General features: G+C 66.4%; 24 protein-coding genes. 2 read left to right on the top strand and 22 right to left on the bottom strand.

The annotated features are described in order from the left end of the window. Positions 1-6 precede the first annotated feature (6 nt). From GTZ97_RS12800 to GTZ97_RS12815, 4 genes are all read right to left on the bottom strand, one after another. Positions 7-963, bottom strand: coding sequence for a S49 family peptidase (locus GTZ97_RS12800; RefSeq protein WP_161651029.1), 957 nt, complete (start codon positions 961-963; stop codon positions 7-9). Between the two features lie 27 nt (positions 964-990). After that, complete coding sequence (locus GTZ97_RS12805) at positions 991-1,371, bottom strand: Rieske (2Fe-2S) protein (protein ID WP_161651030.1); 381 nt, start codon at positions 1,369-1,371, stop codon at positions 991-993. Further along, positions 1,364-2,038: an HAD-IA family hydrolase gene (locus GTZ97_RS12810; protein ID WP_236651199.1), complete on the bottom strand. Its 675-nt coding sequence runs from the start codon at positions 2,036-2,038 to the stop codon at positions 1,364-1,366. The genes GTZ97_RS12805 and GTZ97_RS12810 overlap by 8 nt, the downstream gene beginning before the upstream one ends. Before the next feature lie 68 nt (positions 2,039-2,106). Beyond that, positions 2,107-3,108 (bottom strand): RluA family pseudouridine synthase, encoded by a 1,002-nt coding sequence (locus GTZ97_RS12815; RefSeq protein WP_161651031.1) that lies wholly within the window; start codon positions 3,106-3,108, stop codon positions 2,107-2,109. 745 nt (positions 3,109-3,853) lie between these two features. Between GTZ97_RS12815 and GTZ97_RS12820 the strand changes: the two genes are divergently transcribed. Continuing rightward, positions 3,854-6,766 (top strand): Rne/Rng family ribonuclease, encoded by a 2,913-nt coding sequence (locus GTZ97_RS12820; protein WP_161651032.1) that lies wholly within the window; start codon positions 3,854-3,856, stop codon positions 6,764-6,766. Between the two features lie 217 nt (positions 6,767-6,983). Further along, positions 6,984-8,867 carry an AMP-dependent synthetase/ligase gene (locus GTZ97_RS12825; protein ID WP_161651033.1) on the top strand — a complete coding sequence of 628 codons (1,884 nt, stop codon included), beginning with the start codon at positions 6,984-6,986 and terminating at the stop codon, positions 8,865-8,867. Positions 8,868-8,906: 39 nt separating this feature from the next. Here the strand turns inward: GTZ97_RS12825 and nagZ are convergent, their stop codons facing one another. From nagZ to GTZ97_RS12915, 18 genes are all read right to left on the bottom strand, one after another. After that, a complete protein-coding gene (gene nagZ / locus GTZ97_RS12830; protein WP_236651201.1) occupies positions 8,907-10,028 on the bottom strand; it encodes a beta-N-acetylhexosaminidase in 1,122 nt (373 codons plus the stop codon). A 10-nt stretch (positions 10,029-10,038) separates the two neighbouring features. Beyond that, positions 10,039-10,434 carry a holo-ACP synthase gene (acpS, locus tag GTZ97_RS12835; protein WP_161651034.1) on the bottom strand — a complete coding sequence of 132 codons (396 nt, stop codon included), beginning with the start codon at positions 10,432-10,434 and terminating at the stop codon, positions 10,039-10,041. A gap of 12 nt (positions 10,435-10,446) precedes the next feature. Beyond that, positions 10,447-11,283, bottom strand: a complete 837-nt coding sequence (locus GTZ97_RS12840; protein ID WP_161651035.1) for a pyridoxine 5'-phosphate synthase — start codon at positions 11,281-11,283, stop codon at positions 10,447-10,449. Continuing rightward, on the bottom strand, positions 11,280-12,077 hold the full coding sequence (gene recO / locus GTZ97_RS12845) for a DNA repair protein RecO (RefSeq protein WP_161651036.1): 798 nt from the start codon (positions 12,075-12,077) through the stop codon (positions 11,280-11,282). Before recO ends, GTZ97_RS12840 begins: the two co-directional genes overlap by 4 nt. Positions 12,078-12,093: 16 nt before the next feature. Next, complete coding sequence (era, locus tag GTZ97_RS12850) at positions 12,094-13,149, bottom strand: GTPase Era (RefSeq protein ID WP_161651037.1); 1,056 nt, start codon at positions 13,147-13,149, stop codon at positions 12,094-12,096. Positions 13,150-13,206: 57 nt separating this feature from the next. Next, on the bottom strand, positions 13,207-13,989 hold the full coding sequence (gene rnc, locus GTZ97_RS12855) for a ribonuclease III (protein ID WP_201748281.1): 783 nt from the start codon (positions 13,987-13,989) through the stop codon (positions 13,207-13,209). A 61-nt stretch (positions 13,990-14,050) separates the two neighbouring features. Continuing rightward, on the bottom strand, positions 14,051-14,422 hold the full coding sequence (locus tag GTZ97_RS12860; protein WP_161651038.1) for a DUF4845 domain-containing protein: 372 nt from the start codon (positions 14,420-14,422) through the stop codon (positions 14,051-14,053). An 18-nt stretch (positions 14,423-14,440) separates the two neighbouring features. Next, positions 14,441-15,412: a signal peptidase I gene (lepB, locus tag GTZ97_RS12865; RefSeq protein ID WP_161651039.1), complete on the bottom strand. Its 972-nt coding sequence runs from the start codon at positions 15,410-15,412 to the stop codon at positions 14,441-14,443. A 15-nt stretch (positions 15,413-15,427) separates the two neighbouring features. After that, on the bottom strand, positions 15,428-17,236 hold the full coding sequence (gene lepA, locus GTZ97_RS12870; protein ID WP_161651040.1) for a translation elongation factor 4: 1,809 nt from the start codon (positions 17,234-17,236) through the stop codon (positions 15,428-15,430). 389 nt (positions 17,237-17,625) lie between these two features. Next, on the bottom strand, positions 17,626-19,158 hold the full coding sequence (locus GTZ97_RS12875) for a DegQ family serine endoprotease (RefSeq protein WP_161651041.1): 1,533 nt from the start codon (positions 19,156-19,158) through the stop codon (positions 17,626-17,628). A 175-nt stretch (positions 19,159-19,333) separates the two neighbouring features. Continuing rightward, the gene (locus tag GTZ97_RS12880; protein WP_161651042.1) at positions 19,334-20,005 is read right to left on the bottom strand and encodes a sigma-E factor negative regulatory protein; all 672 of its coding nucleotides are present in this window, start codon (positions 20,003-20,005) and stop codon (positions 19,334-19,336) included. Positions 20,006-20,140: 135 nt separating this feature from the next. Next, on the bottom strand, positions 20,141-20,749 hold the full coding sequence (gene rpoE, locus GTZ97_RS12885) for an RNA polymerase sigma factor RpoE (RefSeq protein ID WP_269089937.1): 609 nt from the start codon (positions 20,747-20,749) through the stop codon (positions 20,141-20,143). 116 nt (positions 20,750-20,865) lie between these two features. Continuing rightward, complete coding sequence (locus GTZ97_RS12890; RefSeq protein ID WP_161651043.1) at positions 20,866-21,573, bottom strand: hypothetical protein; 708 nt, start codon at positions 21,571-21,573, stop codon at positions 20,866-20,868. Between the two features lie 34 nt (positions 21,574-21,607). After that, positions 21,608-22,852: a beta-ketoacyl-ACP synthase II gene (fabF, locus tag GTZ97_RS12895; protein WP_161651044.1), complete on the bottom strand. Its 1,245-nt coding sequence runs from the start codon at positions 22,850-22,852 to the stop codon at positions 21,608-21,610. A gap of 72 nt (positions 22,853-22,924) precedes the next feature. After that, on the bottom strand, positions 22,925-23,164 hold the full coding sequence (gene acpP, locus GTZ97_RS12900; protein ID WP_161651045.1) for an acyl carrier protein: 240 nt from the start codon (positions 23,162-23,164) through the stop codon (positions 22,925-22,927). 110 nt (positions 23,165-23,274) lie between these two features. Further along, positions 23,275-24,036, bottom strand: a complete 762-nt coding sequence (fabG, locus tag GTZ97_RS12905; protein WP_161651046.1) for a 3-oxoacyl-ACP reductase FabG — start codon at positions 24,034-24,036, stop codon at positions 23,275-23,277. Next, a complete protein-coding gene (gene fabD / locus GTZ97_RS12910) occupies positions 24,033-24,971 on the bottom strand; it encodes an ACP S-malonyltransferase (protein WP_161651047.1) in 939 nt (312 codons plus the stop codon). The genes fabG and fabD overlap by 4 nt, the downstream gene beginning before the upstream one ends. 40 nt (positions 24,972-25,011) lie before the next feature. Beyond that, positions 25,012-26,055, bottom strand: coding sequence for a beta-ketoacyl-ACP synthase III (locus GTZ97_RS12915; protein WP_161651048.1), 1,044 nt, complete (start codon positions 26,053-26,055; stop codon positions 25,012-25,014). Positions 26,056-26,058: the final 3 nt, after the last annotated feature.

Genomic DNA, 26,058 nt, shown 5'->3' on the forward strand with positions numbered 1-26,058 from the left:
ACCGCCTCAGCGCCAGACCGCGCCGACCCGCAGCGCGTCAACTGCACCCGCGCCAATGGCCGCCCCGAAACGCTTGGCCAGGCGGTCGACCAGATGGTCTTTTTGGGTGTAGTCGACGATGTCCTCGACCTTCACCACCTCCCGCGCGACCTGATCCAGGCTGCCCAGCCGATCGGCGAGACCGAGCTGAACGGCCTGCTGGCCGTTCCAGAACAGGCCCGAGAAGGTATCTTCGCTCTCCTTGAGGCGCTTGCCGCGTCCCTGGCGCACCACCGCAACAAACTGTTCGTGGATCTGCTCGATCATGGCCTGTGCCAGGCTCTCCTGCTCGGCGTCGCGGGGGGAGAACGGGTCCAGCATGCCCTTGTTGCTACCCGAGGTCAGCAGCCGGCGCTCCACGCCGATCTTGTCCATCAGACCGACAAAGCCAAACCCATTCATCAGCACACCGATCGAGCCCACCACCGACGCCTTGTCAACGAAGATCTCGTCGGCAGCCACGGCGATGTAGTAAGCAGCCGATGCGCACATCTCCTCGCAAACGGCGTAGACCTTCTTCTTGTGCAGCGCCTTGAGCCGGCGGATCTCGTCGTTCACCAGGCCAGCCTGCACCGGGCTGCCACCTGGCGAATTGATGCGCAGCACCACCGCACGGGCCGCCTTGTCGGCGAAGGCATCCCGCAGCGAGCCAATCAGCCGATCGGCATTGGCCTCATCCTCCGGCCCGATGGCACCGCGCACTTCCACCAAGGCCGTGTGGGGCGTGGTCGGCGCGGCCGGCGCCATGTCACGCAGGGCCGACACCAGCACGACGGCGGCCACCAGCAGCCACACGACGCGCCAGAACCAGCGCCAGCGCGTCTCGCGCCTTTGCTGAGCGAGGTACGCGCGCGCGAAGTGTGCCATCAGCAACTCGTTCGGGGCGCTGCCATTCGAAGACGATTCGGGGGTGGGGTTGCTCATGGGATGGATGAGGATGAAAGGGCCGCGTCAGGCTGAAACCGGCTGCAGGCGATCCGTAGGATACCAATACAGCTGGCCATCGCGCTCGTCCAGACGGACGGCATGCAGACGGGCCCCCACGCAGGGGCCACTCACGCACTGCCCGCTGGGCGGGTCGTACAACGCGCCATGGACGGAGCAGATCAGGTGGCGCCGCTCCTGATCCCAGAACTTGCCGGGCTGCCAATCCATCTCGGCCGGCACATGGGCGCAGCGGTTGAGGTAAGCCACCGCGCGCCCTTGATGGCGAACGGCAAAGGCCTGGACGGTGCGTCCGAACTCGACCACGTCGAACAGCACGGCGTCACCACCGTCGCGCAGCGCGTCCGCCGCACACAGCCACTGTGGCTCGCAGGCCTGCTCAGGCATGCTGCGCCAGCCAATCGTGCAGCTCGATCATCGAGTGAGCCACGAAACGGGGGTTGTACTGGTGAAACGACGCTGGCTCGTGCGCACCGTAGCTCACAGCCAGCGCATGGGTGCCTGCGTTGCGCGCCAACTGCAGATCGTGGGTGGTGTCGCCCACCATCAGAGTGCGCTCCGGGTCGACGCCGAACTCGCTGATCAGCTCCAGCAGCATGCGTGGATGGGGCTTGGAGGCAGTTTCGTCGGCAGTGCGCGTGCCATCGAACATGCCCTTGAGCTCGACATGGGCCAGGGCTTCGTTGAGCCCCTGGCGGGACTTGCCCGTGGCCACAGCCAGCCAGTGGTTGCGCGCCTTGAGCGCATGCAACAGGTCGATCGTGCCCTGAAACAGGCTGAGTTCATGCTGACGGCGGAAGTAATGATGGCGGTAGCGCAGGCCCAGCTCGGGCACCCGCTCGGGTGGCAGACCAGGCGCCACGTGGGCCAGCGCGTCGTGCAGGCCCAGGCCGATCACGTAGGCGGCATCGGTCCGGGAGGGCACGGCCAGCCCAAGGTCGGCACAGGCCGCCTGGATGCAGCCGACGATCAGCGCCGTCGAGTCATAGAGCGTGCCGTCCCAGTCGAAGACGATCAGATCATAGTTGCGCGGACGCAGTCCGGTGTCGGTCAACCCCGTCACATGGGCTCCTGTGTGATGCTGAAAGAGATGGTGCGGGCAAACGAGCACGCACCATGACTTTAGCCGGCTGGCGCGTCCGGTGCAGTCGGAGCCGGATGAAGGGCCGCGAGAAGATGGCGACAGTCCTCCGGCAACTCGGCCTGCAAGGTCAGCTCCGCCCCGGTCACCGGGTGCGCCAGCCGCAGGTAACGGGCATGCAGGAACATGCGCTCGAAACGCCCGCCCGGCAGCTTGTCCCGATCGAGGCCGGCCAGCGGTGCCCCAGCCCGCGCCAGCGCCTTGTTGACCGCGAAGTCGCCGTACTTGTCATCGCCGACGATGGGATGCCCTTCGTGCGCCAGATGGACGCGGATCTGGTGCGTGCGCCCGGTCTTGATGGTGACGTCCAGCAAGCTGAACGCAGCGAAGCGGCGCACCACCTGCACCAGCGAGATCGAGCGGCGGCCGTCGTCATCGTCCTGCGCCACCGCCCGAACGCGGCGCTCACCCTCAGCCGTCAGGTATTTGTGTAACGCGACATCAATGACCTTCTTGCGCGCCGGCCAGCCGCCGACGACCAGGGCTGCATAGGTCTTGTGCGCCTGTCTGTTGCGAAAGACATCCTGTAGAGCAGTCAGCGCGCTGCGCTTCTTGGCGATCAGCAGCACGCCGGAGGTTTCCTTATCCAGGCGATGGACCAACTCCAGAAAGCGGGCTTGCGGCCGGGCGCGGCGCAATTGTTCAATCACGCCAAAGCTCACACCGCTGCCGCCATGGACGGCCACGCCAGCAGGCTTGTTGATGGCCAGCATGGCCTCGTCCTCAAACAGCACCGGGAACTCACGCGCTGGTACGGCCGAGGCATCCGGATCAGGCTTTTCGGACAAGCGCAAAGGCGGCACACGCACCTCATCGCCCAGTTCCAGCCGCGTATCCGCCTGGGCCCGCCCCTTGTTCACCCGCACTTCGCCGGAGCGGATGATGCGGTAAACCAGGGTTTTGGGCGCACCTTTGAGTTCGCGAATGAGGAAATTGTCCAGTCGTTGGCCGGCGGAGCCTTCGTCGATCTGCAGGCGCTGCACGCCCTGGGTCGGGCTGGAATGGTTTTTCGCACCTATAATGGTTTGAGCCACGGAAAGGATCCGGTTGGTGAATCGGGCATGGGCTCATTCAGCAACCGCCTCGGCCCCAGCAGGATTGCATTTTAACGTTCGAGACAATCCCAGGGGACGGCCGGACCGGGCCAGGCAGGGAGCCCTGCCAAGTTTGATGGTGATGCAGCAAGCTGGTTGCGTCAGAGAAAGCCGCCCAAGGTGCGGTTTTGCTGACTCGGCCGGTTTGTCAGAGCCAACGTCAATTGAACCCAGATCCAAGGTTGATGGGCAGCAGCCCGGGGCACTGAAGACCGTTCCGCCCTGTGCTGTTGCCCGTGTCGAGCAAAGTTTCCGTGTACCGGCCCGTCTCGCGTCCTCCCCTGCTCCATCGCCCTGGCCCCGTCGCGTCCGCGACAGCGGGCCGGCCGCGCCATGGCTCAGGCTGGGCGCGGAGACCGTGCGGTGCCCTGCTTCCCTGTCCCCACTCCCGGCGCCACACCGTGGCGCCTGTGCCTGGGGGACACAACAGGCCACGGAACACAGTCGTTTGCCCGACACACGCGCCCTTGTCGCGTGAGCGCCTCTCGCGCTCCTGACAGCCCAGGCAATTCCTTTTCCGGTTCAAGTTTCGTTGCTCGCGCATGCAGGCGGCCGCCAGTGGCAACACGGGCGGTCAAACGGGACCTGACCGGACACCATCCCGGGCGGGTCTCGACTTGAATGTGGAGACCACATGAAGCGCATGCTGATCAACGCCACGCAGCCGGAAGAACGGCGCCTGGCCATCGTTGACGGACAGAAACTGCTCGACTTCGAAACCGAGATCGAAGGCCGGGAACAACGCAAAGGCAACATCTACAAGGCCGTCGTCACGCGCGTCGAGCCTTCGCTGGAGGCCTGTTTCGTCGATTACGGCGAAGACCGCCACGGCTTCCTGCCGTTCAAGGAAATCTCCCGCCAGTATTTCAAGGAAGGCGTCGAGGTTCGCTCGGCCAAGATCCAGGACGTGATCAAGGAAGGGCAGGAATTGCTCGTCCAGGTCGAAAAGGAGGAACGCGGCAACAAGGGCGCCGCCCTCACCACCTTCGTGTCGCTGGCCGGGCGTTATCTCGTGCTGATGCCCAATAACCCCCGTGGCGGTGGCGTCAGCCGCCGTATCGAGGGCGAAGACCGCGAAGAACTCAAGGAGGCGATGGACCAGCTTGAGTATCCCAAGGGCATGAGCCTGATTGCCCGCACCGCTGGCATCGGCCGCACCGCTGCCGAACTGCAGTGGGACCTGAATTACATGCTCAAGCTGTGGACGGCCATCGACGAAGCCTCCACCGCTGGCAAGGGTGCCTTCCTGATTTATCAGGAATCGTCGCTCGTGATCCGCGCCATCCGCGATTACTTCACCGCCGACATCGGCGAGATCCTGATCGACACGGACGACATCTACGAGCAGGCCAAGCAGTTCATGCTGCACGTCATGCCCGAGACGGCCAACCGTGTGAAGCGCTACCGCGACGATGCACCGCTGTTCTCGCGCTTCCAGATCGAGCACCAGATCGAAACCGCTTTCAGCCGCACGGTGAACCTGCCCTCGGGCGGCGCCATCGTGATCGACCACACCGAAGCCCTGGTGGCCGTGGACGTCAACTCGGCCCGCGCCACGCGCGGCGGCGACATCGAGGAAACCGCCTTTCGCACAAACCTGGAAGCGGCTGACGAAATTGCTCGTCAGATGAGGCTGCGCGACCTGGGCGGGCTGATCGTGATGGACTTCATCGACATGGAGGACAGCAAGAACCGCCGCGAGGTCGAGCAGCGTCTGCGTGACGCCCTGCGCACCGACCGCGCCCGCGTGCAGTTCAGCTCCATCTCGAAGTTCGGCCTGCTGGAGATGTCACGCCAACGCCTGCGCCCCGCCCTGAGCGAAGGCAGCCACATCACCTGCCCGCGCTGCAACGGCACCGGCCACATCCGTGACACCGAATCGTCGGCGCTGCAGATCCTGCGCATCATCCAAGAAGAGTCGATGAAGGACAACACCGCCGCCGTGCACGTGCAGGTGCCGGTGGAAGTGACCTCCTTCCTGCTCAACGAAAAGCGCACCGAGATCACCAAGATCGAACTCAAGCAGCGCGTGACCGTGCTGCTGGTGCCCAACAAGCACCTGGAGACCCCGAACTACAAGCTGGAGCGCCTGCGCCACGACGACCCGCGCCTGGAAAACATCCAGGCCAGCTACTCGATGGTGGAAGAGCAGGACGACGAAGTCGGCTTCACACGCCGCGAGAAGGCCAAGGCCAAGCAAGAGCCGGTGATCAAGGGCGTGCTGCCGGATCAACCCGCGCCCGTGACACTGGCCAAGGACGAGCCCGCGCTGGAAGCCGCCACACCCGCAGCCGCCCCCACGCCGGTGGCACATGCTGCGCCTGCCGCAACCGCCGCCTCCGGAGGCTTCTTCGGCTGGCTCAAGCGCCTGTTCACAGGTGAGCCGGCCCCGGCGCCCGCGCCAGTTGTGGCGCCCGCCCCTGCCCCCGCCACCCCTGAAGAAACCGCGGATGGCGGCAAGACCGGCCAGCGCGGTCGCCGTGACGGCCAACGCCGTGGCGACCGCGGTGAGCGTGGCGAACGTGGCGAGCGCGGTGGACGCGACCGCAACGACCGTCAAGGCGAGCGTGGCGAGAGCCGCGAAGGCCGTGGCAACCGCCGCCCCCGTGATGACCGCCAAGGTGAAGCCGAAGGCGCACGCACCAACGAAGGTGGCCGTCAGGACGGCGGCCGTGGCGGCCGTGGCCCGCGCCAAGGCCGCGAAGACCGGCCGGTGATCAACCGCGAGGAGATCGCGGCGCAGGCCGCTGCACTGGGTGCAGTGGCGGGCGGTGAAGCCGCAGGTCAGGCGGGCGTATCCGCCGAAGGCGAACGCGAAGGTGGCCGTCGCCGCCGTCGCGGTGGCCGTGGTCGTGGCGAGCGTGACGACGCACAGCAGACTGGCAACGAGCTCAGCGCTGACAACGGCATGGACGCGGGTGCCGCGCCGCTGGAAGGCTCGGTGATCGACGCCTCGGGCGATGGTGTGCCGACCGAAGGCGAAGCCCGCGAAGGCGGCCGTCGCCGCGGTCGAGGTGGCCGCGGCCGTCGTGATCGCGACGAGGCCGCGCAGACCGCAGACATCAGCAGCCAGGGCGATGCGCCACTGGAGGCTGTGGCCGCTGCTGCCCTGGCTCAGGGCGAGGAATCGGCCTTCGCCGACACGGTGCCCAACACCGCTGCGATTGACGCCGAGCCGGCTGCTGCGCCTGCCGTGCCTGCTGCCCCCGCAGCCGTCTCTGCGGCTGCTGTGACCGCATCGCCTGCTGTTGACGCTGCGCCCGCAGCCGAGGTGGCTCCCGTGCCCCCCGCGGCGCCCGCACCAGCGCCTTACACCTTGCCGATCGACACGCTGCAGAACCTGGCAGCCGAAGTGGGCCTGGAATGGGTGAACTCGGATGCAGACAAGATCCGCGCCGTGCAGGAAGCCATCGCCAACGAACCGCGACCGGTCCATGTGCCCCGCGAGCGCAAGCCGGCAGTGGTGCTGGACGAAGGCCCGCTGATCCTGGTCGAAACCCGCAAGGACCTCAGCCAGGTCACCCTGCCCTTCGACGTGCGCACCTGACGCCCCTGCACCGCCCGGGTCACCCTGGCCCGGCGCGCATGCCACCCGCCCACTGGCTGCCCGCAGCCAGTGGGCTTTTTTCTTGGTGAGCGTAGCTTGGCGGGGCGCTGTTGTGGCTTGCCCTGCTCACATCTCTCCCACACTGACACCGGGCAAAACCCCAGGTTGACGTTAACGTCAAGCCGACCTGTAATGCAGCAAACCACAGGAGGCAAGCATGGTTGCAAGCACGACGGCACCCGCACGACAGGCTGCACGCACCGCTCAGGCGCATTCCACGTCCACCGCGACCCAGCCCGACCCCATGGCCGGCTTCGTGGCGCCCCCCGTGGTCCTGCAGCGGACGGCACGACGCCTCGCCGACCACCCTGCTTATGCCGTGCGCGGTGAACAAGGCTGGATCCACACCAGCTGGGCCGACTACGGTCAGGCCGTCCGCGACGCCGCACGGGCCCTGATGACGCTCGGCGTGTCCCGCGGCGACGCCGTCGCCGTGCTGAGTTTCAACTGCCCCCAGTGGGCCGTCGCGGGGTTTGGCGCCATGTCCGTCGGCGCCATGCCGGCGGGCATCTACTGGACCAGTTCGCAGGCCGACGTCGCCTACATCCTCGGCCACTGCAAGGCCCCCGTGCTCTTCATCGAAGATGCCACACGGCTGCACGCCATCGAGCCGGTGCTGGCCGAGGCCACTCACCTGCGCCACCTGGTGGTGTTCAAGGGCGACGCCCCGGCGCAATGTGCAGGCAAGCCTGTGCACACCTGGGCGGCGTTCCGGGCCATGGCCGATGCCACGCCCGAACGCGCGCTCGAACAGCGCTTGGACACCCTCTCGCCGCAAGACCTCGGCACGCTGATCTACACATCCGGCACCACCGGGCCGGCCAAGGCGGTGGCGCTCAGTCAGGGCAATCTCTGGTGGACGGCCACTGCCATGCAGAAGACTTTCTCGGTCGACCACCGCGACCGCATGATCTCTTACCTGCCGCTGGCCCACATCGCCGAGCAGATGGGCAGCATGCACAACCAGGCCCACGCCGGCTTCCAGGTGTTCTACGCCCAGAGCATCGAGTCGCTGGGCGACCACCTCAAGGAAGTGCACCCGACCGTGTTCTTCGGGGTGCCGCGCGTGTGGGAGAAGATGCAGGCGGCCATCGAAGCCAAGCTGGCCGACGCCAAGGGCGTCAAGGCCCATCTGGCACGCTGGGCCATGTCGGTCGGGCAGCGGTGGCACACCCGCGACCTCGCCGGCCATCCGGCGGGGCCGTGGCTCACCTTCCAGAAGGCCTTGGCGCACCGGCTCATCTACAGCAAGGTGCAGGCTGCGTTGGGTTTCGATCAGGCGCGCATGCTGACCTCCGGCGCCGCGCCCATCGCCCCGGAGAGCCTGCGCTTCTTCCTCGGCCTGGATCTGGTCGTGCGCGAGCTATACGGCCAATCCGAGGCCTGTGGTCCCTCCACCTTGAGCCTGGTGGGCGCCACACGCATCGGGGCCGTGGGCCAACCGCTCGCCGGCACCGAGATGCGCGTGGCAGAAGACGGTGAATTGCTGGTGCGCGGGCCGCACATCTTTCAGGGCTATCTGGGTCAGCCGGCTGCCACTGCCGACACCATGGAAGACGACTGGCTCAAGACGGGCGACCTCGGGCGCATCGATGAAGACGGCTATGTCTACATCACTGGCCGAAAGAAGGACCTGATCATCACCTCGGGCGGCAAGAACATCTCGCCGGCCAACATCGAGGCGGCGCTGATGGACACCCACCTGATCGAGCACGCCGTGGTGTGCGGCGACAGCCGCCCTTACCTCACGGCGCTGGTGTCGCTGGATGCCACGGCCGTCAGCGCATTTGCGCGTCACCACGGTCTTGCAGCAAAGGATGTGGCGGGCCTGATGCAGCATCCCGATGTACTGGCCGCGGTGCAGCGCGACATCGACCGGGTCAACGAGCGCCAGGCGCGCGTGGCCCAGATCCGCAAGTTCAGCCTGCTGCCCAAGCCACTGAGCATCGAGGGCGGCGAGTTGACGCCCACACTCAAGGTCAAGCGCAAGGTCGTGATCGACCGTCACCGCGCTCAGATCGACGCGATGTACGCGTCGTAAGGGGCGTCAGTAAGGGGCGTAAAGGGGCGCGCCCCGCGCTCAGGCCGGCAGGCGAGCCAGCGCCTGCTGGTACAGCGGCTGGTGCATCAGCTCGTCCCAGGGCAGCGGGTGGCTTTGCGGCAGCAAGGCCAGGCGCCGCGCCTCGCTGTCGGGGCTGGCCTGCCAGGCGCCGCGTGCCTGGGCTTCGCTCAGCCCGTCCAGCAGCGCGTCCACCGGTGCGCCGCCGTTGAGCGACTGGTTGCACAACAGCACCATGTCGCATCCCGCATTCAGCGCGGCGATGGCGCCCTGGGTGTGGTCGCCGGCCACGCTGGCGCCCTCCATGCTCAGGTCGTCGCTGAAAATGGCGCCCGAAAAGCCCATCTGACCGCGCAGGATGTCCTGCAACCAGCGGCGCGAGAAACCGGCCGGCGCGCTGTCGACCTTGGGATAGATCACGTGGGCCGGCATCACGCTGCCCAGCGACAGATCCAGCCATTCATACGGCCGCGCGTCGTCGGCCAGAATGGCCTTCAGCGAGCGCTTGTCCACGGGCACGTCCACATGCGAATCGGCCTTGACGAAACCATGCCCGGGGAAATGCTTGCCGCAGTTGGACATGCCGGCCTGCTGCAGGCCCTGCATCACAGCACGTGCCAGCATGCTGACCACGCGCGGATCACGGTGAAAGGCACGGTCGCCGATGACGCCACTCTCGCCCCAATCCAGATCCAGCACGGGTGTGAAGGTCAGATCCACCCCACACGCACGCAACTCGCTGGCCAGCACATAACCGCAGGCGGTGGCAGCCGCCATGGCCTTCAGCGCACCGGCGCCCTCCGGGCCCTTGCCATCGCGCATCCACATCTCGCCCAGGCGACGCATGGCCGGCACGTGGGTGAAGCCGTCGGTCTTGAAGCGCTGCACGCGACCGCCTTCGTGGTCGACGCAGATCAGCAGGTCATCGCGGATGGACTTGATCTCGGCGCACAGCGCGGTGAGCTGGGCGCGGTCCTGCCAGTTGCGCGCGAACAGGATGACGCCGCCAGTCAGCGGGTGCTTGAGCCGTCGGCGGTCGGCAGCATCCAGGCTCAGGCCGGCGACATCGAGCACGACGGGCGCATGCGCGTGAGCGCCGGAAGACATCGACAGGGTGGACCGGGCGAGACGGGATGCAGACATGCGAAAAGACTCAGGGTTGATGTTCGACCACGACAAAGGCCAACGCGTGGTGGGCCTCGTCGGTGAGAGAGAGATGGGCCTGCCATTGTCGCTGAGCCAGCCACGCGGCCAGCGCGCCATGACACTGCAGCGCAGGCCGTCCCAGCGGGTCGGAGACGACTTCGCAGGCCTGCCAGCCCATGGGGTGGCGCATGCCCAGCCCAATGGCCTTGGCCAGCGCCTCCTTGGCCGCAAAGCGCGTGGCCAGATAGCGGTGCGCGCGGGCAGACGACGTGGCCAGCCGACGCTCGAACTCGGCCCACTCTTGCGGGCCAAGGATGCGCTGTGCAAACCGCAGGCCATGGCGACGCAGGGCCGCGTCGATGCGGCGCACGTCGCACAGGTCGGTGCCGATGCCAGCGATCATGGTTGACACGCCTCAGGCCGCGGCGCGCCGCGCGCGAATGGCCTCGGCCTTGAAATCGGCAATCGCCTGCTTCAGACCGACAAACACGGCATGGCCAATCAGCGCATGGCCGATGTGCAGCTCGGCCACATCGGCCATGGCCGCCACCAGCGCGGTGCTGCTGGGCCCTTCTTCCGTGGCGCCCTGCGCAGCCGGGGGGCGGCTGACCGACAGCGCCAGCCCATGGCCTGCATGGGTACGCAGGCCCAGGCTGCGGCCCAGGGTCAGACCATGCGCCAGGCGCTCGCGTTCGCGCTGCAGCGCGCTGGCATCCCGATCCCACCAGGCGTGAGCCAGCGGGCCGGTGTGCAGCTCGATGCAAGGCGCTCCGGCGCGGGCGGCCGCCTCGATCTGCGCCGGATCGGCTCCGATGAACAGCGACACGCGTGAACCGGCTTGTGCGAGCCGAGCGCAGGCATCCCGCACACGATCAAACTGACCGACCACATCGAGCCCGCCTTCGGTGGTCACCTCCTGACGCCGTTCGGGCACCAGACAGACGTGCTCGGGCGCGGTGCGCACGATGATGTCGAGCATCTCGTCGGTGACAGCGGCCTCGAAGTTCAGCGGCACCCCGATGGCCGCCTTCAGCCGGGCCACATCCTCGTCGCGGATGTGACGGCGGTCTTCACGCAGGTGGAAGGTGATGATGTCGGCGCCGCCTTCGACCGCCAGCAGTGCGGCGGCCACCGGATCGGGGAAAGCGCCGCCGCGCGCGTTGCGCAGCGTGGCCACGTGGTCGATGTTGACACCCAGCAAGGGCGCATCGTGCGCAGTCAGCTGCGCGGCAGGCGAGACGGAGAAGGTCATGGTTGTTGCAGCTCCATCATCAGCTGACGGGTGCGCAGCGGATGGGAGCCCAGATGATAGTGAATCAGTTGGCGGCAGATGGCCTTGAGCTCGCTTTGCACCGGCAGGCACGCGCCCATCAGCGTGGTCAGCAACTGGGAAGACGCCCCGCCGCGCGGGCCATGCAGCAGCGCCAGCCCGGCCTCCAGCGCCAACAGGTGCTGACCGGCCAGCGGCGTGGGTCCTGTGCCCGGCTCGGCCATGCCGCGCAGCGGCTGCACGCCCATGTCGGGCGTGAGTTCATAGGCCACATCGGCGTCCACCGGCTGGCTGTCCAGCGTCTGCATGCCCAGATCGGGCAGGTGCCCCACCTGGCGCAGCAACACGAGTTCGAAAGCGCGCAAGGCCGCCTGTAGCAGGGTTGGATCGGCCATGGCCACCAGCGTCTGGGCGTAGGCATCGAACAGCGGCGGCTGGGCTTCATGGCGCACCAGCATGCGCATCAGCAGCTCGTTGAGATAGAAGCCCGGCAAGAGGGCCGCGCCGCCCGGCCATGCTGGACCGCCCGCCCATTCGGCGTGACGCAGCAAGGCCACTTCCGCCTCTTCGCCGCGCTTGCCGCCAAAAGCCACATCGATGCGCTGAAACGGCAACAGCACCGGCCGCAGCTGCGAATATGGGCGCTTGGCCCCCTTGGCCACCGCCACCACCCTGCCCTGCTCGCGCGTGAACAGGTCCAGGATCAGGCTGGACTCGCTCCAATCGTGGCTGTGCAGCACATAGGCTGCCGTCAGCTTGGGCGCAGCACGGGCCATGGCTGGCAGGCCTTGCTCACTCGTAGCCGTAGGTGCGCAGGCGTGCCTCGTCGTCCGCCCAGCCCGAGCGCACCTTCACCCACACTTCCAGGAACACCTTGACGCCCAGCAGCCGCTCCAGCTCGGTGCGCGCCTCGGTGCCGATGCGCTTGAGGCGCTCGCCCTTGTCGCCGATGACCATGCCCTTGTGCTGCTCGCGCTCGACGATGATGGTCGCAGCGATGCGGGTCAGGCCCTTGGCACGGGGTTTGTCGGGCGGCGGCGGCTCTTCGGTGTAGGCATCGATCACCACGGTCGAGGTGTAGGGCAGCTCGTCGCCGGTCAGGCGGAACAGCTTTTCGCGGATGATCTCGCTGGCCAGGAAGCGGTCGGTGCGATCCGTCAGCGCCTCGGGGTCGTACCACCAGCCCTGCTGAGGCAGATACGGCCGCACGATGCCCAGCAGGCGGCGGGTGTCGGCTTCTTTCTGGGCGGACAGCGGCACGAACTCGGCAAACGGATGGTGCGCCTGCATGCTCTGCATCCAGGGCAGCAGGTCTTCACGGCGATGCACCATGTCGAGCTTGTTGGCCACCAGGATCACCGGCTTGTCCTTGGGCAGCAGCGCCACCACCTTGGCGTCGTCAGGCCCGTAACGCCCGGCCTCGACCAGGTACAGCACCACATCCACATCCGACAGGGTGGACTGCACCGTCTTGTTCAGGTTTCGGTTCAGCGCGGCCGTGCCCTTCACCGTGTGACGGGTCTGGAAGCCCGGCGTGTCGACGAACACGAACTGGGTGTCGCCATCGGTACAGATGCCGGTGATGCGGTGGCGTGTTGTCTGCGCCTTGCGCGAGGTGATGGACACCTTCTGGCCCACCATCGCGTTCATCAGCGTCGACTTGCCCACATTGGGTCGCCCGACAATGGCGATCAGGCCGCAGCGCTGGGACTCGGCCGGCACGGCTTCGGCGCCACCACCCTGACGGGCCAGCGCCAGATTGGCCAGCATGCTGTCCAGATCGGGATTGACCGACTCGGCGGCCGAAGGGTGCGCATCAGGCGTTGCGTCAGTTCGTTGTTTGGGCATGCAGGCTTTCTCAAAGATTCGGGACAAGGCCGCTCACGCGGCGGCTCGTTCGGCAGCTCATTCGGCGCCACCACGCGGCGCCCGCGCCTTGCGCACCACCACCACCGGACGGGCACCCCGGGTGCGCTCGGGCGGCAGGGCCATCAGGTCAGCCAGTGCCTGGGTGGCCGCTGCCTGCTCGGCAGACCGCCGCGACGTGCCCTCACCCTGGGCGGACACGCCCAGATCCGGCACCTCACAGGCCACCACGAAGACCTGCTCGTGCGCCTTGCCACGCGTGGCATCAATGCGGTAAGTCGGCACCGGCAGCTTGCGCCCTTGCAGCCATTCCTGCAAGGCCGTCTTGGCGTCCTTGGTCCACACATCCAGCGTCGACGCGTTGATCAAGGGGGCGAACAAGCGGTCGACCACCTCCCGTGCGCGCTCGAAGCCGGCATCGAGGTAGACCGCGCCAAACAGCGCTTCCAGCGTGTCGGCCAGGATGGACGGGCGTTGCGCCCCGCCCCCCCGGGACTCGCCCTCGCTGAGGCGCAGCAACTCAGGCAGGCCCAGTTGCAGCGCCAGCCGATGCAGGGTGTCCTGTCGCACCAGGTGGGCGCGCACCCGCGTGAGGTCGCCCTCGTCGCTGCGGTCGAAGCGGGCATACAACAGCGCCGACACGCACAGGCTCAACACCGCATCGCCCAGAAACTCCAGCCGCTCGTAGTGGTCGGCACCGAAGCTCTTGTGGGTCAGCGCGCGGGTCAGCAGCAGCGGCTGGGCGAACGTGTGGCCCAGCCGCGTTTGCAGGGCTTGCAGGTCAGCGGGCAGCGCCGCCGCAGGGCGAGGGGTATCAGGCATCAAAGCAAAAACGGGCCTTCACAGGCCCGCTGCAACACAAAACGCACCAAGCAGACTGGCGTCACCGCGACTGGCCCTTGAACTTCAAGAGCAGGTAGACCGGATCGATCAGTTCGATCTCGCGGTTGTACGCGAAGCGCACGACGATGCGGTCGTTTTCCTTGACGATTTCCAGATCCTGTCCGCCGATGGATTCGACGCCGTACTGGATCTGCTTCTCGCGGTCGAAGGCCGCCCGGATCTCGGGCACCGTGCTGCCACCGGACACCGCCACCTTGTTCACCATGGACACCACGGTGCGGTACTCGGTCACCGCCGGCACCACCTTCATGATGACCAGCGCCAGCGCAGCAACCACCACGGCCCAGAACAGTAGGCCCACCAGGGTCACGCCACGCTGCGCCGTCATCCGATCACGATCAACCACATTCATGCCGTCACTCCTCACGGATCAATGAAAGAAACCGATGCGCTTCAGATCGCCGAAGTTCATCCAGATCATGAAGGCCTTGCCGACGATGTGATCGTCGGGCACGAAGCCCCAGAAACGGGAATCCAGCGAGTTGTCCCGGTTGTCACCCAGCACGAAGTAATGGCCAGGCGGCACCTTGCAGACCACGCCCTCGCCGCTGTAGCGGCAGGCATCCTTGTGCGGGAAGTTCTCGACCGCATGCGGCGGCACGAAGGGCGGACGGTCCGGATCCACCAGGATGCGATGGGCCACCCCACCCACCTTCTCTTCGAACTGCGGCAGGTAGCGCAGCGATTCCTGTTCGTAGAAGGGCTGCAGCGCCTGTTGCGGCGCGGGCACCCCGTTCACGGTCAGCTGCTTGTTGATGTAGGCCACCTCGTCCCCGGGCACCGCCACCACGCGCTTGATGTAGTCCATGCTGGGGTTCACGGGGAAGCGGAACACCATCACGTCACCCCGCTGCGGCTCGTTGTTGTCGATGACCTTCTTGTTGATCACCGGCAGGCGGATACCGTAGTGGTACTTGTTGACCAGGATGAGGTCGCCCACCAGCAGCGTCGGGATCATCGAGCCCGAGGGGATCTTGAACGGCTCAAACAGGAAGGAGCGCATCAGGAACACGGCGCAGATGACCGGGAACAAGCCAGCCGTCCAGTCCAGCCACCACGGCTGGGCCAGCAGGCGCTCGCGCGCCTGACGCACATCGCCATCCACCTGCGTGATGCCCTGGGCCGCCAGCTGGGCGCGCCGCGCCTGGTCTTCTTGCTCCAGACGGGCCGCAGCGGCCTCGCGCGCGGGGCGGAACTTGTAGCGCTCAGCCAGCCAGTAGGCCAGCGTGACCACCGTCATGGCAAACAGCACGAGCGAGAAATTGCCCTGCCATTGCCCAACATACCAGCCCCCCAGGTACACGGCCAGCGCCGCGTACAACAGTCCCGTGATCAGACTCATTGTGTGTGTTCTCTGTCAGTCGTCCACCTGCAGAATGGCCAGGAAGGCTTCCTGCGGCACCTCGACGCTACCGATCTGCTTCATGCGCTTCTTGCCCGCCTTCTGCTTTTCGAGCAGCTTGCGCTTGCGGGTGATGTCGCCGCCGTAGCATTTTGCCAGCACGTTCTTGCGCAGCGCCTTGATGTTCTCCCGCGCAATGATGTTGCCGCCAATGGCCGCCTGAATGGCCACGTCGTACATCTGCCGCGGGATCTGCTCGCGCATCTTCGCCGCCACAGCACGGCCACGGTATTGGGCCTGCGTGCGGTGCACGATGATGGACAGGGCATCGACCCGGTCGCCGTTGATCAGCAGGTCCACCTTGACCACGTCCGACGGACGATATTCCTTGAACTCGTAGTCCATCGAGGCGTAGCCGCGCGACACGCTCTTGAGCTTGTCGAAAAAGTCCAGCACGATCTCGGCCAGTGGCATGTCGTAGGTCAGCATGACCTGACGCCCGTGGTAGGCCATGTTGAGCTGCACACCGCGCTTCTGGTTGGCCAGCGTCATCACGGGGCCGACGTAGTCCTGCGGCATGTAGAGATGCACGGTGACGATGGGCTCGCGGATCTCCTTGATGCGGCCCACGTCGGGCATCTTCGAGGGGTTCTCGACCTCGATGACCTCGCCGTCGCCCATTTCCACCTGGTAGACCACGCTGGGCGCGGTGGTGACCAGATCCTGGTCGAACTCGCGCTCCAGGCGCTCCTGCACGATTTCCATGTGCAGCAGGCCCAGGAAGCCGCAACGGAAGCCGAAGCCCAGCGCCTGCGACACCTCGGGCTCATAGCGCAGCGACGAGTCATTGAGCTTGAGCTTCTCCAACGCATCGCGCAGCTGGTCGTACTCGCTCGACTCGCTGGGATACAAACCGGCGAACACCTGAGGCTGGATTTCCTTGAAGCCAGGCAGCGGCTCGGTGGCTGGGCCGGCATTGTTGGGCAGCTTCTTCTCGAGCGTGACCGTGTCGCCCACCTTGGCTGCGGCCAGTTCCTTGATGCCGCAGATCACGAAGCCCACTTCGCCTGCATTGAGCTGCTCGCGGTCGACCGACTTGGGGGTGAACACGCCCAGGTGATCCACCGGATACACCGAGTTGGTGGCCATCAGGCGGATGCGCTCGCCCTTCTTCAATGTGCCGTCGACCACACGGACCAGCATCACCACGCCGACGTAGTTGTCGAACCAGGCGTCGATGATCATGGCGCGCGGCGGACCGTCCGGATCGCCCTTGGGCGGCGGCATGCGGGCCACGACGGCCTCAAGAATGTCTTCCACGCCCAGACCGGTCTTGGCCGAGCAAGGGATGGCATCGGTCGCGTCGATGCCGATCACGTCTTCGATCTCTTCCTTGGCGCGCTCGGGATCGGCCTGCGGCAGATCCATCTTGTTGAGCACGGGGATGACCTCGACGCCCAGATCCAGCGCCGTGTAGCAGTTGGCCACCGTCTGGGCTTCCACACCTTGGCTGGCGTCCACCACCAGCAGCGCGCCTTCGCAGGCCGACAGCGAACGGCTGACTTCGTATGAGAAGTCGACGTGGCCGGGCGTGTCGATCAGATTGAGGTTGTAGACCTTGCCGTCACGCGCCTTGTACTGCAAGGCGGCCGTCTGGGCCTTGATGGTGATGCCGCGCTCTTTCTCGATGTCCATCGAGTCCAGCACCTGGGCTTCCATCTCCCGGTCACTCAGGCCACCACAACGCTGGATGATGCGATCGGCCAGGGTGGACTTCCCATGGTCGATGTGCGCGATGATCGAAAAGTTACGGATGTGGTTCATAAAAAAAAGGCACGTCCAAAGTTGTGACGCGCCTTCCAACAAAAACGTATGGCAACTGCTTGTTGGACCTTCATTGTACAGAAAAGGTCCGGCGCACAAGCCGTCAGAACGCGATGAACACAGGGCGACGCAGGGATCGGCGCGTTTTTATACACAGCTTATCCACAGGCCCTTGTGAACAAATTCGGCACCGCGTAGCGGCCTTGTCGGGTCACGCGACGGCCCCGGATTGTAGCCACAATCTCCGGCCCACCCGCCAGTTATCAACAGCGCCCCGCCCCTGATGCGCCCCTTGACGCCACCGCGTTGCGGCTTGACCGCAAAAAACCCCGGCGCCCACTCGGGTAACACCGGGGTTCGGGCAAGCCCACCGAGAGCCGCGAGCGGCCTCAGCGCGCAGCGCGGATCACCACATACTGGGCCCAATCACCACGGCGTACCAGCAGGCTCACCGGACGGCTGCGGTCGGCCTTGGCCAGCACCGATTCCAGCTGTTTGACTCCGGTGACCTGCACGTTGCCCACCGCCAGGATGATGTCACCCTGACGCAGGCCCGCACGGGCCGCTGCGCCGTCCACCGTCTCCACCACCACGCCGCCAGACTGGCGCAACTCGCGGCGCTGCTCCGCAGTGAGCTCATTGACCGTCAAGCCGAAAGCGGTCAACGCGGTCGCGGGACGCGGCTCGGCGGGTGTTGCCGCGCGCGGCTTGGCTGCATCGAGCTCTGCCACCGTGATGGACAGATCGCGGTAGTTGCCACGCCGGAAGACCTGAGCCGTCACCCGGGTTCCGGGGCGAGTGGCCGCCACCATACGCGACAGGTCGGCAGGCCCGTCCACCGTCTGCCCATTGAAACGGGTGACGATGTCACCGGCCTCCAGACCGGCCTTCTCGGCCGGCGTACCGGGCTCCACACCCTGGATCAACGCGCCGGTGGCACGCCCAAGGCCCAGCGATTCGGCCACATCCCGGGGAACCGGGCCGATCGACACGCCAATGCGCCCGCGCGTGACGCGGCCATCGGCACGCAGCTGATCAGCCACGCGCATCGCGTCGTCGATGGGAATGGACAGCGAAATGCCCATGAAACCACCCGAGCGGCTCAGGATCTGCGAATTGATGCCCACGACCTCGCCGCGCATGTTGATCAGCGGTCCGCCCGAATTGCCCGGGTTGACCGCCACATCGGTCTGGATAAAGCGGATTTCCTCGCCCGTGTCCCGTGCCTTGGCGCTGACAATGCCGGCCGTCACGGTGTTCTCCAGGCCGAACGGTGTGCCAATCGCCATCACCCATTCACCGACCTTGAGCCGGCTGACGTCGCCGATCGTGACCGCGGGCAAGCGCGCGGCTTCGATCTTGACGACAGCCACATCGGTGCGCTTGTCTACGCCAACCACACGGGCCTTGAACTCCCGCTTGTCGGTCAGGCTGACATAGACCTCGTCGGCCCCATCGATCACGTGGGCGTTGGTCATGATGAAGCCATCGGGTGTCAGGATGAAGCCGGATCCGAGACCGCGCGGCCGTTCCTCACCCGGTTCGGTGCCAGGCGGTCCATTGCGACGCGGTCCGGGCGTGGGCGCCGGCGCAGGCAGCGGCATGCCGAAGAAACGACGGAAGAACTCGCGCATCTGCGCGTCCATCTCTTCGTTGCCCGAACCGCCAGCAGTGATGCGCTGCGTGGTGCGAATGCTCACGACGGACGGGCCGACGCGGTCGACCAGTTCGGTAAAGTCAGGCAGCCCCTTGACCAGCACCTGCTGTGGCGCCGAGGCGGCGGCATTTTGCTGGGCCTGCGACACATGCGGAAAGAGACTGGAGCTGAGCACCAGCCCGACCGACGCCACCACGGCCCCGACCACCAGGGTGCGACGCACGACACTGGCTGTGGAGGCCCTGCTCTTGAACAAAGCTGTCATGGATTCCAACCTCTGAACAACAAACCGCTGACCGCGGCATCACTGTGAACGTCCGAGCCGGATGTTAAGACGACACGGTTACAGGAAATACGTCGCCGTTGTAAAAACCCGTGAAGCCAAGCAAAACGGGGTGACGTTGGTCACCCCGGCGCGACGGCAAGACGACAGATCCGGTTCAGCGTGTCCGCCAGACCAGCTCGGACACGGGCGCCCCCCGCTCGGAGAACGACGCATCGGCCGGATGTGCTGCCGGCACGACCAGCCCGACTGGGGTGATGTCCGCCGCGGCGGCACGACGCGCGCCCGCAAACGTCTGCTGGGCCGGCTGGTGCGCCGCGGCGGGCGTCCACGCGCTTGGGGCCACCCCGAAGGCGAGATCGACGCCAGCGACGCTTCCCGGCGCGCGCACAGCCGCCATGGAGCCCGCCGTGGGCTCCCATTGCGCATCTTGCAACGCGAGCACACCGGACAACATGGCCACAAAACCAGCGGCCACCGCCATGGGGCCAGCCCAGCGACGCGCCCGGGCAGCCGACGACGCCATGTGGCCACTGTGCGCGGGCACGACCGGCTCGGCACGCTGCGCCGCAGGCGCCAGCACCACGGGTTCCTGAGCCAGGCGGCTGCGCACCCCTGCGAGGAAGGCCGCACTGCTCTGCCCGGCGGCTGCGTCGCCCGAGCGCAGCACCTCACCAATCAGGTGATAGGTGGCCCATGCGTCGCGGGCGTCGTCGCTGTCGCGCCAGGCGGCGCACGCCTGGCTCACATCCGCATCCTGCGCTTGGCCGTCCATCAGGGCCGACAGGGTTTCACGGCGCTTCTGGGCATGCAGTACGGGGTCGTTCATGGTGGGCAGCTCCTGTCTCCGTTACGGCGCACGCCACGCGGCGCACGCCATCTGTCGCTCTGAGCGCGGAATACCTCAAGCGTTCCGTGGCTCACGCCAGAGAGATCACATCGGGACAAAAAAGTTCACGCAACTTCACCAACGCGCCCCGTCTCGGGTGTCAAGCAAGGGACGAAGCCGCGCCGCAATGGCCTCCCGAGCCCGAAAAATTCGCGAGCGCACGGTCCCGATGGGGCAATTCATGATCTCGGCAATCTCGTCATAGCTCAAGCCCTCGATCTCTCGCAGGGTAATGGCCTGGCGGAGTTCGTCAGACAGTTCCGCCATGGCGGCATGCACAGTTTCGGCGACCTGCCGGCTGGCCAGCAGCGATTCCGGCGTCTCGCCGTCGCTCAGTTCGTTCTCGACCCGCGGCGCCTCGTCCTCGTCGTCGCCCCGGCTTGCCACGGCAGACTCGGTCATCACCGGGTCGCGCTGCAGGCCGATCATGGCCTTCTTGGCCGTGTTGACCGCAATGCGGTACAGCCACGTGTAGAACGCGCTTTCACCCCGGAATGACGGCAGCGCCCGGTAAGCGCGGATGAAGGTCTCCTGGGCGATGTCTTCAACCAGGTCCACATCACGCACCATGCGACCAATCAGCCGCTCGATGCGGCGCTGGTACTTGACCACCAGCATCTCGAAGGCCCGCTGATCGCCACGCTGCACGCGCTCGACAAGCGCCGCATCGACATCGGGCGCCAGCGGCTGGGCGACTGCCCCGGTGGGTGTGCCTTCCACGGGCGCACGCAATCCACCCTGGCCCTGCGCCTCTTGCGGCGTGGGCTGAGCATCGTCGGGCCCGATGCGCTCACCGGCCATCATGCGACCCTCCTGCGTCCGCGCCGACCAGCGCGCTCGGGCAGGCAGACGGTGTCGGGAAAATCGGTGTCGGGCGGACAGGTGGACAAGACAGATCCCTGCTGGTGTTCATGGGGGGATGATGCCATTGACTGGGCCAGGGTGCCGAACGCTGTGTCGTCGACGGTCAGCAGACAACTGAGCCGATGCAGGTCGGCCGGGTCATCACGTTCGGGCAAAGGCGGAACCCAGCACCACACCATCTTGCCCGCGGAAGGGGCGCGCAAGGCCAGCGGCGCAGACACGGGTCGCAAACGGTAAAGCCGCCAGCCAAAGAGCTGCAGGACGCGCTCGGGCGCCACGGCCTGCATGCCCTGCTCACCCAGCGTCCATAGCCCACGACCTCGGGGCAGCGGTTCCCAGCGCAAGACGACCGCGCCGCTTTCGTGCGCGCGCCGCGTCACCCCGAGCCAGGCGCCGACGCACCAGAGCAAAGCCAGCAACACAGCCGCCACGTGCCGCCCATCGGTGTCGCGCGAGCGCCAGGCGTCCATCAGCCATGCGGTCAGCCAGACCAACACCAGAACCGTCATCAGCACGGCCCACAGGCGCATCACCCGGCGCGCCCCACGCCATGGCAACCATGCCGTGGTCAGGCGCCACTGCCCTGGCGCCAACAACGGCGGCGCACTGTACAGGCTGGCATACGGGCTGACCGGATGCGTCATCGCGCGTCAGCAGGCATGGCGCGCACTCGGTTCGTCAGACCCGCTTGAACACCAGCGTGCCGTTGGTGCCGCCAAAGCCGAAGTTGTTCTTCAGGGCCGCATCGATCTTCATCTCACGCGCGGTATTGGCGCAGTAGTCCAGGTCGCATTCCGGATCCTGGTTGAAGATGTTGATCGTGGGTGGCGAGACCTGGTGGTGAATGGCCAGTGCGGTGAACACCGACTCGATGCCGCCGGCGCCCCCCAGAAGGTGACCCGTCATCGACTTGGTGGAGTTGACCACGAGCTGACGGGCGTGGTCGCCAAAGGCTGCCTTGATGGCATTGGTTTCGTTGACGTCGCCCAGCGGCGTTGACGTGCCGTGGGCGTTCAGGTACTGCACCTGGTCGGCGTTCAAGCCGGCGTTGCGCAGCGCGGCCAGCATCGAGCGCTTGGGGCCGTCCACATCAGGGGCGGTCATGTGATAAGCGTCGCCGCTCATGCCAAAGCCTGCCAACTCGGCATAGATGCGCGCACCGCGGGCCTTGGCGTGTTCGTACTCTTCGAGCACCATGACGCCAGCGCCCTCGCCCAGCACAAAGCCGTCGCGGTCCTTGTCCCAGGGGCGCGAGGCCGTCTTGGGGTCGTCGTTGCGGGTCGACAGGGCCCGGGCTGCAGCAAAGCCGCCCACACCCAGCGGGCAGACGGTCGACTCGGCACCGCCGGCCACCATCACGTCGGCATCGCCATATTCGATCAGACGCGCAGCCAGACCGATGGCGTGCAGCCCGGTGGTACAGGCCGTGACCATCGACAGGTTGGGCCCCTTGAAGCCGTACTGGATGGACACGTGTCCTGAGATCATGTTGATGATCGAGGCGGGCACGAAGAACGGCGAAATGCGCCGTGGCCCGCGCTCGGTGTATTCCTTGTGGGTCTGCTCGATCATGGGCAGACCGCCGATGCCGGAGCCGACCATCACGCCAATGCGCTCGGCCTGCTCGAGGCTCAACCCTTCACCCGTGGCCAGTCCGGAGTCGCGCACAGCCTGCATGCTGGCGGCCAGACCGAAGTGGATGAAGGTATCCATGTGGCGGGCTTCCTTGGCGGGGATGTAATCCTCGATGCTGAAGCCCTTGACCTCGCCTGCGAACTGGCAGGCAAACGCCGAAGCGTCGAATTTGGTGATGGTTTGGATGCCGGATTGCCCTGCAACCAGGTTCGACCAGGATTCCTGTACCGTGTTGCCCACAGGGGTAACCAGGCCCAGGCCAGTGACGACGACGCGACGACGGGTCATGCTGTATGGAATCGGTAGTTGATGAGGGTGGAGGGCCCGGGCCTCAGGAGGCCGGGGACCGGCTCCGCACGCTCAGGCCTTGACGTGTGCCTTGGCGTAATCGATCGCCAGCTGCACGGTCGTGATCTTTTCGGCTTCTTCGTCGGGGATTTCGATGCCGAACTCGTCTTCGAGGGCCATCACCAGTTCAACGGTGTCCAGCGAGTCGGCGCCCAGATCAGCCACGAAAGCCTTCTCGGGGGTGACTTCAGACTCGGCCACACCGAGTTGCTCTGCAATGATCTTCTTGACGCGTGCTTCGATATCGCTCATGACTCCTCCAGGAGGGTTGTGCAAACAAGCCAGGGATTTTACCGGCATGGCATGACAATCCGTCGCCACGCCGAAAAGGGCTTGAGACGCCCTGGCAACACCTCAAAAAATCAGCTCATGTACATGCCGCCGTTGACATGCAGCTCCACACCGGTGATGTAGCCGGCCTGGGGCGACGCCAGAAAGGCCACGGCCTCGGCAATGTCTTGCGGCTGGCCCAGTCGGCCCAGTGGGATCTGGGCCTGCAGGCCGCTGCGTTGCTCGTCCGTCAGGGCGCGGGTCATGTCAGTATCGATGAAACCCGGCGCGACGCAATTGACCGTGATCGAACGGCTGCCCAGTTCACGGGCCAGCGCGCGGGTCATGCCCGCCACGCCGGCCTTGGCCGCGGCGTAGTTGGCCTGACCGGCGTTGCCCGAAGCCCCCACCACCGAGGTGATGTTGACGATGCGGCCGTAGCGCTGCTTCATCATGGGGCGCATGACGGCACGGCTCAGACGGAACACCGCCTTGAGGTTGGTGTCGATGACCGCATCCCAGTCGTCGTCCTTCATGCGCATGGCCAGGGTGTCGCGCGTGATGCCCGCATTGTTGACCAGCACATGCAGGCCGCCCTGCTCCTTGATGATCTGGTCGATCAGCGCATCGGTGGCGGCCGCGTCGGTCACATCCAGCACGACGCCGCGGCAGTCGGCAAAGCCTGACAGGCTCTCGGTGATGCGCTGGGCGCCGGCTTCGGAGGTGGCCGTGCCGATCACGCGCAGGCCCCGCTGGGCCAGTGCCAGGGCGATGGCCTGGCCAATGCCGCGGGTCGCGCCGGTGACCAGGGCAACCTGGGCGGGTGCAGTGGTCGGGGTGTGCGTGTCGCTCATGCCAGCAGTCCTTTTGCTTCAGTCAGAGAGGCCGGATCAAGGACGGTGGCCGTGGCCAACTCGCCGTCGATGCGCTTGATCATGCCGGCCAGCACCTTGCCCGGACCGCATTCGATGACGGCGCCCAAGCCACGTGCCTTGAGGGCCTGAACTGTTTCCACCCAGCGCACCGGGCCGAAGGCCTGGCGATACAGGGCGTCACGGATGGCATCGGCCTCATTGACCACCGCCACATCGATGTTGTTGACCACCGGGATGACCGGCGTCGCGAACGGCGTGGCCGCCAGCTTCTCTTTCAGGCGCTCGGCAGCGGGCTTCATCAGGCTGGAGTGGAACGGCGCCGACACCGGCAGCGGCAGCGCGCGCTTGGCGCCTGCCGCCTTGAGCACCTCGCAGGCCTTCTCGACGCCAGCCTTGCTGCCCGCGATCACGGTCTGCTTGGGGTCATTGAAATTGACGGCCTCGACAGGCTCGCCCGTGATCTGGGCGGCTTCGGCGCAACCGGCGCGCACGGCGTCGGCGTCCATGCCCAGGATCGCCGCCATGCCGCCCGTGCCCACGGGCACGGCTTCCTGCATGGCCTGGGCGCGAAAGCGCACCAGCGGCAGCGCATCCTTGAGCGTCAGCGCACCGGCTGCCACCAGCGCGGTGTACTCACCCAGGGAATGTCCGGCGACGGCGGCGGGCATCAGGCCGGTCTCGGCCACCCACGCGCGCCAGCAGGCCACGCCGGCCGTCAGCATGACCGGCTGGGTGTTGGTCGTCAGGTCCAGCTGCTCCTTGGGGCCCTGGGCGATGAGCTGACCCAGGTCTTCACCCAGGGCATCCGAGGCTTCGATCAGCGTGTCGCGCACGGCCGGGTGGTCGCCCCAGGCGTCCAGCATGCCCACGGACTGGGAGCCCTGGCCTGGGAACACGAAAGCAAACGCGGTCATGTTGAGTCCTTCTTGTAGTCTGTCGCGATGAATGGCTTGTTCAGTAGTCGACCAGCACGGCGCCCCAGGTGAAGCCACCGCCCACCCCTTCGAGCATCAGGCTCTGGCCGCGCTGAATCTGGCCGCTGCGCACCCCCACATCCAGCGCCAGCGGGATCGAGGCGGCAGACGTGTTGCCATGCTGGTCCACGGTGACGATGATGCGGTCGAGCGGCAGGTGCAGCTTGCGGGCCGTGCCCTGCATGATGCGCAGGTTAGCCTGATGGGGAATGAGCCAGTCGACGGTGTCGGCCGTGCGGCCAGCCGCATCCAGCACCTCGTGCGCAGCCTTGTCGAGCACGGACACAGCCAGCTTGAACACAGCCTGCCCGTCCATCCTCAGCAAGGGCGCGCCGGTGACCTCACCGCCTGCCAGGTGGCCAGGCACATTGAGGATGTTGGCGTAGCGACCATCGGCATGCAGGCAAGAGGCCACGATGCCAGGCTGCGCAGACGCTTCGAGCACCACGGCCCCGGCACCGTCGCCAAACAGCACGCAGGTTGTGCGGTCGGAATAGTCCAGCAGCCGAGAGAACACCTCTGCCCCGATGACCAGTGCACGACGGGCAGTGCCGCCGCGGATCATGGCATCGGCCACGGTCAACGCGTAGATGAAGCCCGAGCACACCGCCTGCACGTCAAACGCCGGGCAGCCATGTACGCCCAACTCGCGCTGGATCAGACAGGCCGTCGACGGGAAGACCATGTCCGGCGTGGACGTGGCGCAGACAATGAGGTCGATGTCACTGGCCTGCAACCCCGCAGCGGCCAAGGCGCGGCGCGCGGCCTCTGCGCCCAGCGTGGCGCTGGTTTCACCGGCCTGGGCAAAGTGGCGTGCACGGATGCCGGTGCGCTCGACGATCCAGTCGTCGGACGTTTCGACACCGTCGCGGGCCAGTCGCTCGACCAGGTCCTGGTTGGTGACACGTTGTGACGGCAGGATGCTGCCGGTGCCGGAGATGCGGGCGTAGACGGGGCTGGTGGCCCCTGCGCCTGCTCCCGGCGATGGATGAGAACGAAGCTCGTCCGTCTGTCGTGGAGACATTGA

The organism is Aquabacterium fontiphilum, assembly GCF_009909205.1.
Lineage (GTDB): Bacteria > Pseudomonadota > Gammaproteobacteria > Burkholderiales > Burkholderiaceae_C > Aquabacterium > Aquabacterium fontiphilum.

Coding starts and splice junctions, on each gene's coding strand:
- GTZ97_RS12800 (WP_161651029.1), bottom strand. CDS start 963: ATGAGCAACCCCACCCCCGAATCGTCTTCGAATGGCAGCGCCCCGAAC.
- GTZ97_RS12805 (WP_161651030.1), bottom strand. CDS start 1,371: ATGCCTGAGCAGGCCTGCGAGCCACAGTGGCTGTGTGCGGCGGACGCG.
- GTZ97_RS12820 (WP_161651032.1), top strand. CDS start 3,854: ATGAAGCGCATGCTGATCAACGCCACGCAGCCGGAAGAACGGCGCCTG.
- GTZ97_RS12825 (WP_161651033.1), top strand. CDS start 6,984: ATGGTTGCAAGCACGACGGCACCCGCACGACAGGCTGCACGCACCGCT.
- nagZ (WP_236651201.1), bottom strand. CDS start 10,028: ATGTCTGCATCCCGTCTCGCCCGGTCCACCCTGTCGATGTCTTCCGGC.
- acpS (WP_161651034.1), bottom strand. CDS start 10,434: ATGATCGCTGGCATCGGCACCGACCTGTGCGACGTGCGCCGCATCGAC.
- GTZ97_RS12840 (WP_161651035.1), bottom strand. CDS start 11,283: ATGACCTTCTCCGTCTCGCCTGCCGCGCAGCTGACTGCGCACGATGCG.
- recO (WP_161651036.1), bottom strand. CDS start 12,077: ATGGCCCGTGCTGCGCCCAAGCTGACGGCAGCCTATGTGCTGCACAGC.
- era (WP_161651037.1), bottom strand. CDS start 13,149: ATGCCCAAACAACGAACTGACGCAACGCCTGATGCGCACCCTTCGGCC.
- rnc (WP_201748281.1), bottom strand. CDS start 13,989: ATGCCTGATACCCCTCGCCCTGCGGCGGCGCTGCCCGCTGACCTGCAA.
- GTZ97_RS12860 (WP_161651038.1), bottom strand. CDS start 14,422: ATGAATGTGGTTGATCGTGATCGGATGACGGCGCAGCGTGGCGTGACC.
- lepB (WP_161651039.1), bottom strand. CDS start 15,412: ATGAGTCTGATCACGGGACTGTTGTACGCGGCGCTGGCCGTGTACCTG.
- lepA (WP_161651040.1), bottom strand. CDS start 17,236: ATGAACCACATCCGTAACTTTTCGATCATCGCGCACATCGACCATGGG.
- GTZ97_RS12875 (WP_161651041.1), bottom strand. CDS start 19,158: ATGACAGCTTTGTTCAAGAGCAGGGCCTCCACAGCCAGTGTCGTGCGT.
- GTZ97_RS12880 (WP_161651042.1), bottom strand. CDS start 20,005: ATGAACGACCCCGTACTGCATGCCCAGAAGCGCCGTGAAACCCTGTCG.
- GTZ97_RS12890 (WP_161651043.1), bottom strand. CDS start 21,573: ATGACGCATCCGGTCAGCCCGTATGCCAGCCTGTACAGTGCGCCGCCG.
- fabF (WP_161651044.1), bottom strand. CDS start 22,852: ATGACCCGTCGTCGCGTCGTCGTCACTGGCCTGGGCCTGGTTACCCCT.
- acpP (WP_161651045.1), bottom strand. CDS start 23,164: ATGAGCGATATCGAAGCACGCGTCAAGAAGATCATTGCAGAGCAACTC.
- fabG (WP_161651046.1), bottom strand. CDS start 24,036: ATGAGCGACACGCACACCCCGACCACTGCACCCGCCCAGGTTGCCCTG.
- fabD (WP_161651047.1), bottom strand. CDS start 24,971: ATGACCGCGTTTGCTTTCGTGTTCCCAGGCCAGGGCTCCCAGTCCGTG.
- GTZ97_RS12915 (WP_161651048.1), bottom strand. CDS start 26,055: ATGTCTCCACGACAGACGGACGAGCTTCGTTCTCATCCATCGCCGGGA.